Origin of the sequence: Pseudomonas sp. D1HM, assembly GCF_019266105.1 — a bacterium.
GTDB classification, from domain to species: Bacteria; Pseudomonadota; Gammaproteobacteria; order Pseudomonadales; family Pseudomonadaceae; genus Aquipseudomonas; species Aquipseudomonas taetrolens.
On sequence record NZ_LRMN01000008.1, the window covers coordinates 67,906 to 79,373 of the forward strand.

An 11,468-nucleotide genomic window follows, 5' to 3' on the forward strand; every position below is an offset into this window, starting at 1 on the left:
TATTAGTTAACTGCCAAGTTTGATCCTGGTCAGGCCAGTCTAGTTCCGCAAACTAACGGCTCTATGCAACATTTAGCCATATGGCCAGAGGCTTATTCCACAAAACTGTTGGGTGTCACTCTCAGGGCTTCTTCCAGCGTGGTCATTCCCGTCGCCACTTTGTGCGCCGCCGCGAGCCGCAAGGGCTGCATGCCTTCGCTGCAGGCCAAGTGGTGCAAGGCGCTGGCGTCTGTTTGCGAGCCGATCAGTGCCTTGAGGCGAGGGCTCATCAGCATCATTTCATACACCCCCGCCCGCCCGCCATAACCGGTGTCTCGACACTCCACGCAGCCAACAGCCCGGCAGGCACGAGCAGGTGACGGTTCAGCCCAGCCCGGGGCAAAACTTTGCCAGTCGCTGCGCGCCAGCGCCTGCTCGGTCTTGCAGTCAGGACACAGGACTCTGACCAAACGCTGGGCCATGACGCCCAGCAGAGTGGCCTTGATCAAGTAGGGGGCGATCCCGAGCTCTTGCAGGCGACTGATCGCGCTCGGTGCGTCATTGGTGTGCAGCGTCGACAGCACCAGGTGCCCGGTCAAGGCGGCCTGGATCGCCATTTCAGCGGTTTCCAGGTCCCGTATTTCGCCGAGCATGATGATGTCCGGGTCCTGGCGCATCAGGGCTCGTACGCCGTTGGCGAAGGTCAGGTCGATACCGGGTTGAACCTGCATCTGGTTGAAGGCCGGTTCGATCATCTCGATGGGGTCTTCCAGAGTGCAGAGATTGATCTGGGGTGTGGCGAGCTGTTTGAGGGTGGCATAGAGGGTGCTGGTTTTGCCCGAGCCGGTAGGCCCGGTGAGCAAAATGATGCCATTGGGCTGGGTGGTCATCTGTTGCCAGCGATGCATGTCTTCGGCGCTGAAACCCAACTGATCGAAGCTCTTTAGCAGTACCTGCGGGTCGAAAACACGCATGACCATTTTTTCGCCAAAGGCGGTGGGCAAGGTGCCAAGCCTTAACTCCACCTCAGCCCCGCCAGGCGTTTGGGTTTTTATCCGGCCGTCCTGAGGTTTGCGTTTTTCGGCGACATTCATTCGGCCCAGGCTTTTCAGGCGACTCACGATGGCGGTCGTGACGGGAGGTGGAAATTGGTAAACGTTATGCAGCACCCCGTCGATGCGTAAACGCACGCAGCCCTGTTCTCGGCGCGGCTCGATGTGAATATCGCTGGCTCGCTGTTCAAAGGCGTACTGCAACAGCCAATCGACGATATTTACGATGTGCGCATCGTCGGCATCGGGCTCCTGATTGCTGGCGCCAAGGGTGAGCAACTGTTCGAGGGCGTGCTGCTGAACGCCTTTCTGGTCATTGAGCGCAGCCCCGGTGACCGATTTGGCCAACTGAAAAAACTCCACGCTCAGGCGCTGGATTTCCTGGGGGTTGGCAATGACCCGCTTGATCGGTCGCTTGAGTACCTGCCTGAGGTCGGCCTCCCAACTGCTGATCCAGGGCTGTGCGCTGGCAATGGTGACGGCCTGCTCGTTGGCCGCCACCGCGAGGATTTCATGGCGCTGGGCAAAGGCAAAAGACATCAGCCCGGTGACGCTGGCCACATCGATTTTTAGCGGATCAATGCGCAGGTAAGGTTGCTGGCACTGTTCGGCGAGCCAGGCGGTCAGGGTTTCCAGGTCAAGGGTTTTGCCGGGACGGCTGAGGTCCTGGAGGCGCTGTTCGGCCAGAAACACCAGCGGGTGCAACAGATTGCACGGGGCGTTGCGGCCCGTGATCAACACCTGTTCGGCGCAGGTTTGCCGGAGCCGGCCTTGAGTGAGCAAGGTGGATACCAGCTGCTGGAGGTCCAGCGGCTGGTCACGGGAGAGGGGGTTGCGCATAAAGGCTCCTGGGTGACATCGGCTAAGCATCGGCCCGGACATCTCCTTGTCCTGACCGTGAAACCCAAGCCTAGTCGCGTCGTGGCTACCCCGAAGCGCTCAATGATTGCTGTCTATTACCCGCCGGCTCAGCAGTGTCTGATGGCGATATCTGCAAATTCTGCCGCCTTTGCAGCATGCGCCGGCTGTACTTGCAGGTCGAAAACGCTGACCAGATTGCGCAGCTTTTCACCGATCACCTGGGCCCGATGCCAGCTCTGTTCGTGGCTGAGTATCTCAATGCGTACGGTATCGCCGTTGCGTATGGACTCGACGCGTTGAGGCATCAGTTGCTGCAAGGCAAACAGGTTGAGTACCCGGCACACCACATCAGCATCCGCCTCGGCCTGGATACGAAACAACACGGGGCAGGGCGCGGCATTGCTGGCCCAGACATCGGGGCGGGTCGACGTGTGAACGGCTTCCAGGTGCGGCATGAAATAGCTCCTCTCAAGACTGGAGAAATATTTACACGCCGCGTGGGAATTTTTTTATCTAAGATGCAATGAATTCGCCAGTAATAGATTTGTTCAATTCGGTGTTTATCAATTTTCAGGAGTTTTTATGCACGGCAGTCTGGATGTTTACGACCGGCGTATTCTCGCGCTGTTGCAAGAGGACGCTTCGCTGTCCAGTGCGCAGATCGCAGAAAAGGTGGGGTTGTCGCAATCACCGTGCTGGCGCCGCATCCAGCGGATGAAAGATGAAGGCATCATTCGCGGGCAGGTGACCTTGCTGGATCGCAAGAAAATCGGCCTCAATACGCAGATTTTTGCCGAAATCAAACTCAATGCTCACGGGCGGTCCAACTTCACCGAATTTACCGACGCGATCCGCGGTTTTCCCGAGGTGCTGGAATGCTACGTGCTGATGGGGGCTGTGGATTTCCTGCTGCGCATCGTCACTGCCGATATCGAAGCCTACGAACGTTTTTTCTTTGAGAAACTGTCCATGGTGCCCGGTATTCAAGAAGTGAACTCGATCGTTGCGCTCTCCGAGATCAAGTCCACCACCTGCTTGCCGGTGTAACGCATGCCATAAAAAACGGCCTTCGCGAGGAAGGCCGTTTTTTTAGTCGGTCAGTGCACAAACAGGGCGATCAGAATGATGATCGGGATCGGGATACCGAGAAAAAACAGCAGAAGTGAGCGCATTTTTATTCTCCAGAATCAGTAGGCTGCAGGGGATGGGGGAACAGTTTCCAGAGACGTCACGGCATCGCGACGACGCCCACCAAAGGTGGCGCACAGGCTGGCAAAGAAGGCGCCGATCAGCAGCGTGATGAACATCCACAAGGTGGTCCAGGCGGCTACTTTGGCTGCGGTGTCGGCTGCTTCCTTGGCTTTGACCTTGGCGTCTTCAACGGCTTGATGTGCGTTGGCATAGACCTGATCAACCCGCTGCTCGGCTTCAGCCTGGCTGAGGTTGGTACGTTGGGCGACGATTTGTGCCAGGTAAGTACGGTCTTCGGCACTGAGTTGCCCGTCATTGCCCAGGCTGCGGACAAAGATGCGCGTCACAATGCCGTGGGCCGCATCTTCGCTGACAGCCGTACCGCGCTCGTCACGAAACAGCGTGTCGATAAAGTAATCGGAGCTATTGCCCGAACCTTGATTGGCCTGGCTGCCTGCGGCGTTGCTCATGGCACTCGCGGCACCGGAGGCAACATTGGCACCCGCCTGTACGCCACTGCCAATTACGCTGCTGACCGAACCTGCAATGAGTGTGACGGTGACCAGCGTCGCGACGGCCCACGCCAAAAAGCCATGTGCCGTGTCGCGAAAGTACACTTCATCGCCATGCACGCTGGTCCATTTGACCCGCAGGCGACCGGCCAGGTAGCCGCCCATGCCCGAGGCGATGATTTGCGTGATCGCCAGCCAGACAATGGCGGTAATGCCCAGTCCTTTGGCCCCCACCCCTTCACCGGCCCATGGTGAGACGGCCGAGAAGCCCAGGCCTGCTCCAAGCATCAGCAGCAATAGAGAAAGTGCGGCAGCAGCAGCGGCACCTGCAAAGATCGCGGCCCAGGAAACGCCTGAGTGACCAGACGTGTCAGGCAGGGCAGCGGGATAGTGTTCTGTTGTCCCGATCATTGTTGTTGTGCTCCTGAAGTGGGGAAGTGCGGTGTTCACTCAGGAGATTGCAGAACATGTGCCACTCTGGAGGTTGGAATAAATCAGTTATTTATCAGCGCGTTAAAAAACTGAAGCGTCATTGCGGTCATGCAGGTTGCATGATTGACGCATTTTGTTACGGGCTTAATGCATTAAAGTGCCAGCATTGATCCTGCTGTACTGGGGCCAAAAAAAACGGGAGCCTTTCGGCTCCCGTTCTTGTGCATCAATGACGATGCTTGTTGCGCTTGCGGTGGCCATACGCATGGCCACGGCCAGGGTGGTCATCACGGTAGTAGCGACGGTCGCGGTCACGATAACGATGATCGTCGTAATCGCTCTTATTGCCCATGTAGTTGCCCAGGGCACCCCCTGCACCACCACCAGCAGCCGAGCCTACCAGGGCGCCGGTGCTGCCGCCGACACTGCGGCCCAACACGTTGCCGCCTGCAGCGCCCAGCGCGCCGCCAATGGCCGCTTCGCCACGGCTGCGTCTGTCGGCACCCACGGCACTACCCGCTGCGCCGCCCAGGCCTGCACCAATTGCAGAGCCAGTGGAGCCGCCTATTTGTTGGCCGACCACGGCGCCCAGAACACCTCCTAATGCGCCGCCTACACCGGCTTCGGTGGAGCCACCGGCCGAGGCTACGCCACTGACCAGGCCAAGGGACAACAAGAGAATCGAGGTGAGCTTCATAAGTAAGCCTCAAAGGGATGACGACGCGATCCTGAGGCTGTAGGACGTTGCTGACAATCAAAATCCGACCAGTAACACGAGTTGTACACAATTTGCTAAGTTATTGTTTTTAGACGGGAACTTAATCAGATTTCGAAGGTCTGTTTACTAGTTCGGACAGGCCGTTTTCGCAGGAAAGCGGCCTTTTTTGTGCCTGGAATATGACCCGCGCGCGCTGCGACGGGTTATCCCGCGTTGGCCGCGATCAGTACCGAAGGGCTGGCCGCCTCCAGACAAATGGCCACGAACTTGGATGTCGGTGTGTGGCTGCCGGCGCCGGTGCTTTCCAGAGGCACCAGCGGGTTCACCTCAGGGTAATAAGCGGCGGCTTGTCCGGCCGGGATATCAAAGGCCAGCAAGGTGAAGTTCTTGACCCGGCGCTCATGCTGGTCGTTCCAGATTGAAACGATATCCACTTTTTGTCCCGGCTTGAAGCCCAGTCGAACAATGTCGGCTTCATTGACGAACAGCACATCGCGCTGACCCTTCACCCCACGGTAACGGTCATCGAGCCCATAAATCGTGGTGTTGTACTGATCATGTGAGCGCATCGACTGCAGGATCAGGTCGGGCAGCCGGCCTGTGGAACGGGTGCGTTCGTCTACCAGGTCACCTGGCAGCACGTTGGGGCGGAAGTTGGCCCGTTTTGTCGGGGTGTTCCACTGTCGGGCCCCGGCCGAGTTGCCCAGATAAAAGCCGCCCGGGTGCTGCAGGCGGGTGTTGAAATCCTTGAAGCCGGGAATGGTATCGGCGATCAGTTCGCGAATACGGCTGTAGTCAGCCACGACCCAGTTCCAGTCGATGGGGTGGGTGCCCAATGTGGCAGCCGCCATACCGGCGATGATTGCAGGCTCCGAACGCATCTGGCTGGACAGCGGCTGCAATTGGCCGTTGGAGGCGTGCACCATGCTGAACGAGTCCTCCACGGTGACGGCCTGCGGACCTTGGGCCTGGATATCGATATCGGTGCGGCCAAGGCACGGCAAAATCAGCGCTTCCTTGCCGTGCATCAGATGGCTGCGGTTGAGTTTGGTACTGATCTGCACCGTCAGATCGCAATTGCGCAGGGCTTGCGCGGTTCGCGGGCTGTCCGGGGTGGCCTGGGCAAAGTTGCCGCCCAGACCGATAAACACCTTGGCCCGGCCTTCGAGCATGGCGTGGATGGCTTCCACCACGTTGTGGCCGTTCTCACGGGGGACCTTGAATTTGAAGCGACTCTCGAGTGCGTCAAGAAAGGCCACGGGCGGGCGTTCGTTGATGCCCATGGTGCGGTCGCCCTGCACGTTGCTGTGACCGCGCACCGGACACAGGCCGGCTCCCGGGCGGCCGATGTTGCCGCGCAGCAGCATCAGGTTGGCGATTTCCTGGATGGTCTGTACGGAATGACGATGCTGGGTAATCCCCATCGCCCAGCACATGATGACGCTTTTGCCCTTGAGGTACATGCGAGCGGCACGTTCGATATCGACCAGCGTCAGGCCGGACTGCTCGACAAGATGATCCCAGGTGGTGTCATCGAGGCTGGCGGTGTAATCAAGGATGCCCGTCGTATGTTCATTCAAAAAGCCATGGTCGAACACGGCTGGTTCGCCAGCGGCCTGGGCATCGCGTTCCCACTGCAAAAGAAACTTGGCCATGCCGCGCAATAGCGCCATGTCGCCGCCCAATGCGGGACGCAGGTAGGCGGTGTTGGTTGGACGGTCGCCGTTGGTGAGCATCTCGAGCGGGTGCTGCGGGTGCTGGAAGCGTTCCAGGCCGCGCTCTTTGAGCGGGTTCACACACACCACCTGTGCGCCGCGTTTAACCGCTTCTCGCAGCGGCTCAAGCATGCGCGGGTGGTTGGTGCCCGGGTTCTGGCCCAACACGAAAATGGCGTCGGCGTGTTCAAAGTCGTCGAACGTTACCGTGCCTTTGCCGACGCCGATACTTTGCGCCAAGGCCACACCGCTGGCTTCATGGCACATGTTCGAGCAGTCGGGAAAGTTGTTGCTGCCAAACGCACGTATAAACAGTTGGTACAGATACGCAGCTTCGTTGCTGGCACGGCCCGAGGTATAGAACTCGGCCTGATCTGGGCTGGCGAGGTTCTTTAAATGCTCGGCGATCAGCGCAAACGCAGCCTCCCAACTGACGGGGGTGTAACGGTCGGTTTCTGCGTTGTAGCGCATCGGTTCGGTCAGGCGGCCCTGATACTCCAGCCAGTAATCGCTTTGCTCCAGCAGCGCGCTGACACTGTGCTTGGCGAAAAAGGCGGCATCGACGCGACGTTTGGTGGCTTCCCAGTTCACCGCCTTGGCGCCGTTCTCGCAAAATTTGACCAGGCCGCTTTCCGGGGAATCGCCCCAGGCGCACCCCGGGCAGTCGAAGCCGCCGTTCTGGTTGGTCTTGAGCATCATGCGCAGGTTCTTCAAGGCGTTGTCACTGGTCAACCAGGCTTGCGCCACACTGATCAGTGCACCCCAGCCGCCGGCCGGCCCTTTGTAAGGCTTGTAGCGCGGGGTTGGGGTCTTATCGGCTTGATGATGGGTGCTCACGCTTGATTCTCCTGCGCGGGGCTGTACACCCGTGGCGCACTTTTTTGTGGCAGATGAATAAGGTTGAGGTTGTGGCGGCGAGCCCACTGCAGCGCCAGACCTGTAGGCGCGGACAGGCTGATCAGGGTCTGGATGCCGGCACGCAACACTTTTTGGATCAACTCAAGGCTGCAACGGCTGGTCACGATCGCAGCTCCGCCGTCCAGGTCAATGTCCTGGCGTATCAGAGCACCGATCAGTTTATCCAGCGCGTTGTGGCGACCGATGTCTTCGCGGCCCAACAGCAACTCACCTTGGCCATTCATGAACACGGCGGCATGCACCGCCCCGCAATGTTGGCCCAGTGGCTGAAAGGCACTGATGCGCTGACGCAAACCGTCGAGCCACTGCGCGGGTGGCAGGGCTGCCCCGGCAAGGACCTTGAGCTCAGGCAGTGCCTGCTCCAGGGCTTCGACGCCACACAGGCCGCAGCCGCTGGTGCCCGCCAGTTGCCGGCGTTTCTGCTTGAGGTTCCAGAACGCACGGCTGGCAATTTCGACGTCTGCGTATTGGGCAGAGCCGTTACCTGTGAGCTTGAGGTCGTAGATTTCGCTGGCATCGTGAATGATGCCGCTGCCCAGGCTGAAGCCGACGATAAAGTCTTCGAGGTCAGTGGGGGTCACCAGCATCACGGCCTGGCTGATCCCGTTAAAGGCAATCGCCAAAGCGACTTCTTCGGCCAGAGCGGTTTCAGCGCCACTGCTGTGATCCAGCGTAACGTAGTGATAAGTCTGACTTGCAGCCGGCGCGGACGAAACAGAGGCAGGCGCCGCGCACTGGGGGGGCTTGGCGTTCATAGGACTTTACCGAGATTAATCTCAAGTGCTTAGCCTAGGCGCGACACCGTGTCACGTCTAATTGCTAGTACTGATCTATTGATAGATGGCGTCGATCAAGAACACTTTCAACGCGCGTGCCTCGGAACCCGCTTTGGCAATATTGGTCTACGCTCATGTATCTGGATATTCCAACCCTAGGAGCGTGACGAATGAGTATTTTTAGCTTTGTGAAAGAAGCCGGCGAAAAACTGATCGACCTGCTGACACCGGGCAATGCCAATGCCAGCGAGCAACTCAAAGAGCACGTACAAAAAGTAGGTTTGGGTAACCCTAATATTACGGCCACCGTCGAAGGCGACAAGGTGACGGTGAGCGGCGAAGTGGCCACTCAGGAAGAGAAAGAAAAAATCATTCTGGCGGCCGGTAACATCGAAGGCGTCGGCAGTGTTGACGACCAAATTACCGTGACGGGTCCGTCCGTTGTGGCTTCGCGTTTCGTCGTGGTGAAAAAAGGCGACACCCTGAGCGCGATCTCGCTGCAGGTCTACGGCAACGCCAACCAGTACAACAAAATTTTCGAAGCCAACAAACCGATGCTCAAGGACCCGAACAAGATCTACCCGGGTCAAACCCTGCGTATTCCTGAGTAATCCCGCTCTCTGACAGGCGCGGCCAAGCTCGCGCCTGTCAGAGGCTGCAGGTGTTAAAGCCCTTCCAGCAACTCGCGGTAATCCCCCAACGCTGCAAACTCCTGAGTGTCTTTCGGGCCTTTTCGGCTGTCCGGCTGTTTGACGGCCAGCAAGTGGGCCACGCCAAAATCCCGGGCGCTGCGCAAAATCGGCAAGGTGTCATCGATAAACAGGCTGCGGCCGGGCTCAAAGCCGATATCCGCGTGCAGTGCGTCCCAAAACGCGGGGCTTTCTTTAGGGAAGCCATAATCATGGGAGCTGATCAGCCGCTCGAAATAGGGCGCCAGCTCGATCCGCTCCAGTTTCAGCGACAACGAATCACGGTGAGCATTGGTGATCATGATGACCCGCTTGCCGGCCTGCTTGATCGCGGCTAAAAAGGTATCTGCATCGGGGCGCAAGGCAATCAGGTGGGCCGTTTCCAGTTTGAGCTCGCGCACCGGGATCTTCAGTTCGCGGCTCCAGAAGTCCAGGCAATACCATTGCAGCTGCCCGGCATTCCGTTCGAACAAAGGCGTCAGCTCAAGCTCTGCCATTGCACGGCTGATGCCATGCAGGTCGGCATAGCGCTGGGGCAGGTGTTCCAGCCAAAAATGGTTGTCGTAGTGCAGGTCGAGCAGCGTGCCGTCCATGTCGAGCAGCACGGTATCAATGTCGCGCCAAGGTAACGCCGTCATGCAAACTTCTCCCGCAATAGAAAAACATCCGACACAAACAATCGGAAAAGCCGGGGTATAGTAACCCGTTCATATTAAGGAGCCCCTATGCGCCAAAAACCCACCGTGCTTGCCCGTGAAATTGTTGCCAGTAGCCGATTGTTTCGGGTCGAAGAAGTACAGCTGCGTTTCTCCAATGGCGTTGAACGCACTTACGAACGGCTGGTGGGGCGTGGCAATGGTTATGGGGCTGTGATGATTGTGGCGATGATCGATGCCGAACACGCCATCCTGGTTGAAGAATATTGTGGCGGCACGGATGAATATGAAGTGTCGTTGCCCAAAGGCCTCATCGAGCCGGGCGAAGATGTGCTGGCGGCAGCCGAGCGTGAGCTCAAAGAAGAAGCCGGGTACGGCGCCCGCCAACTCGAGCACCTGACGGAGCTGTCGTTGTCGCCGGGTTACATGAGCCAGAAAATCCAGGTGGTGCTGGCCACCGAGCTTTACGAAGCACGGCTGGAAGGCGATGAGCCGGAGCCTATGCGAGTGGATCGGGTCAATCTGCGTGAGTTGTCGACGCTGGTACAGAACCCGCAGTTCAGCGAGGGACGTGCCTTGGCGGCGCTGTACCTGGTGCGTGATCTGTTGACCCAGCGCGGTGTGTTTCAGCCATGACCCCCGCGATGGCTCATTTACCCCATCCATTGCTGGCCCCGGTCATTGAGCTGGCCCATCGTGCTGGTGAAGCGATCCTGCCATTCTGGCGCGCTGATGTGGCGGTTACGGCCAAAGCCGATGATTCCCCGGTCACGGCAGCGGACCTGGCGGCGCATCAGGTCTTGCTCGATGGCCTGACGGCGCTGGACCCGGGCATTCCGGTGCTCTCGGAAGAAGACGCCAATATCCCGCAAAGCGTGCGTGCCGGCTGGACCCGCTGGTGGCTGGTGGATCCGCTCGATGGCACTAAAGAGTTCATTTCGGGCAGTGAAGAGTTCACCGTCAATGTCGCGCTGATTGAACAGGGCCGAGTGGTATTCGGCGTGGTTTCAATGCCTACCAGCGGCCGTTGCTATTACGGTGGCGCAGGGTTGGGCGCATGGCGTGCCGATGCGGACGTGATTGTCCCGATCACCGTGCGCACTCAGCCGCCCGAAGGCGATGCACTGATCGTGGTTGCCAGCCGTCGGCATTCCAGCCCCGCACAAGAGCATTTGCTGGCCGGCCTTGAAGGGTGTGTGGGCTCGCTGCAAATGGCCAATATCGGCAGTTCCCTGAAGTTTTGCCTGCTGGCCGAGGGCGCTGCTGATTGTTACCCGCGCCTGGCGCCGACTTCGCAATGGGACACCGCTGCAGCCCAGGGCGTGCTCGAAGGGGCAGGCGGAGTGGTGCTGCAACTGGACGGCACGTCATTCAGCTATCCCCCCCGGGAGTCGCTGCTCAACGCCTCGTTTCTGGCGCTGCCGGCCGATGCGCCGTGGCGCGACAGCTTGCTGACATTGGCCCGGGGCCTGGGGTAAATCGCCGGTAGCCGAGCCCGGACGATTAGCGGTGCAGAACGTACTGCCCGGTAAACCGCACCGCATCGTCCGCGCCTTCAGCATTGATCACCCGCGTATCGAGGCTCAGGCGTGCCCGGCCATAGCGTTTGTACATCGTCAGAAATTTGTTCCACGCAGCGTCTGCGGGTGCATCGCACAGCACGATTGCGTCCTGGGTGACCGGCAGCGGGTAGCTGATGTGGCCCTCCTGAATCACGATATGCCCGTCCTCGACTCCCGCTTCGCGCAAGCGCATGTGCAGCCAGCCCCAGCCGGCGAGCACGGCGCCGCAGTAAAGGCTGCCGCCAAACAAGGTGCTTTTATGATTGATATTGGCGGCCAGGGGGAGATGCAGACGCAATTGATGGTCTTGCCAGCTCAGTACCTTGAGACCCATTTCACGGGTGAGCGGAATGTCGTGGTGGAGGACGGATTCCAGGTAACGACTGTCGCGGTTCATGCAATGGGCT

12 protein-coding genes are annotated in these 11,468 nt (G+C 59.0%); 4 read left to right on the top strand and 8 right to left on the bottom strand.

The annotated features are described in order from the left end of the window. Nucleotides 1-92: 92 nt before the first annotated feature. Nucleotides 93-1,871 carry a GspE/PulE family protein gene (locus AWM69_RS12140; protein WP_218726948.1) on the bottom strand — a complete coding sequence of 593 codons (1,779 nt, stop codon included), beginning with the start codon at nt 1,869-1,871 and terminating at the stop codon, nt 93-95. Nucleotides 1,872-1,999: 128 nt separating this feature from the next. Continuing rightward, entirely contained in the window at nt 2,000-2,347 is a 348-nt protein-coding gene (locus AWM69_RS12145; RefSeq protein WP_131654844.1) for a hypothetical protein, read from the bottom strand. 127 nt (nt 2,348-2,474) lie between these two features. On the opposite strand from AWM69_RS12145, the gene AWM69_RS12150 reads away from it, so the two are divergent. Further along, entirely contained in the window at nt 2,475-2,939 is a 465-nt protein-coding gene (locus AWM69_RS12150) for an Lrp/AsnC family transcriptional regulator (RefSeq protein WP_048383863.1), read from the top strand. Between the two features lie 140 nt (nt 2,940-3,079). On the opposite strand, the gene AWM69_RS12155 is transcribed toward AWM69_RS12150, so the two are convergent. The 4 genes from AWM69_RS12155 to fdhD all read right to left on the bottom strand — a co-directional run bounded on the left by AWM69_RS12155 (nt 3,080) and on the right by fdhD (nt 8,133). Beyond that, nucleotides 3,080-4,006: a hypothetical protein gene (locus AWM69_RS12155; RefSeq protein WP_218726950.1), complete on the bottom strand. Its 927-nt coding sequence runs from the start codon at nt 4,004-4,006 to the stop codon at nt 3,080-3,082. Nucleotides 4,007-4,253: 247 nt separating this feature from the next. Beyond that, nucleotides 4,254-4,724: a glycine zipper domain-containing protein gene (locus AWM69_RS12160; protein ID WP_131654842.1), complete on the bottom strand. Its 471-nt coding sequence runs from the start codon at nt 4,722-4,724 to the stop codon at nt 4,254-4,256. Between the two features lie 224 nt (nt 4,725-4,948). Beyond that, on the bottom strand, nt 4,949-7,297 hold the full coding sequence (locus tag AWM69_RS12165; protein WP_218726951.1) for an FdhF/YdeP family oxidoreductase: 2,349 nt from the start codon (nt 7,295-7,297) through the stop codon (nt 4,949-4,951). After that, nucleotides 7,294-8,133 (bottom strand): formate dehydrogenase accessory sulfurtransferase FdhD, encoded by an 840-nt coding sequence (fdhD, locus tag AWM69_RS12170; RefSeq protein ID WP_131654840.1) that lies wholly within the window; start codon nt 8,131-8,133, stop codon nt 7,294-7,296. Before fdhD ends, AWM69_RS12165 begins: the two co-directional genes overlap by 4 nt. 191 nt (nt 8,134-8,324) lie before the next feature. Between fdhD and lysM the strand changes: the two genes are divergently transcribed. Next, nucleotides 8,325-8,765: a peptidoglycan-binding protein LysM gene (gene lysM, locus AWM69_RS12175; protein WP_048383872.1), complete on the top strand. Its 441-nt coding sequence runs from the start codon at nt 8,325-8,327 to the stop codon at nt 8,763-8,765. A 53-nt stretch (nt 8,766-8,818) separates the two neighbouring features. Here lysM and yrfG read toward each other — a convergent pair whose 3' ends face one another. Continuing rightward, complete coding sequence (yrfG, locus tag AWM69_RS12180; protein ID WP_131654839.1) at nt 8,819-9,481, bottom strand: GMP/IMP nucleotidase; 663 nt, start codon at nt 9,479-9,481, stop codon at nt 8,819-8,821. A gap of 87 nt (nt 9,482-9,568) precedes the next feature. Here yrfG and nudE point away from each other — a divergent pair, with 87 nt between their 5' ends. Both nudE and cysQ read left to right on the top strand, forming a co-directional pair. After that, nucleotides 9,569-10,135, top strand: a complete 567-nt coding sequence (gene nudE, locus AWM69_RS12185; RefSeq protein WP_131654838.1) for an ADP compounds hydrolase NudE — start codon at nt 9,569-9,571, stop codon at nt 10,133-10,135. An 8-nt stretch (nt 10,136-10,143) separates the two neighbouring features. After that, complete coding sequence (gene cysQ / locus AWM69_RS12190; RefSeq protein ID WP_373274321.1) at nt 10,144-10,977, top strand: 3'(2'),5'-bisphosphate nucleotidase CysQ; 834 nt, start codon at nt 10,144-10,146, stop codon at nt 10,975-10,977. A 25-nt stretch (nt 10,978-11,002) separates the two neighbouring features. Here the strand turns inward: cysQ and AWM69_RS12195 are convergent, their stop codons facing one another. Continuing rightward, a complete protein-coding gene (locus tag AWM69_RS12195) occupies nt 11,003-11,458 on the bottom strand; it encodes a thioesterase domain-containing protein (protein ID WP_131654836.1) in 456 nt (151 codons plus the stop codon). Nucleotides 11,459-11,468 lie beyond the last annotated feature (10 nt).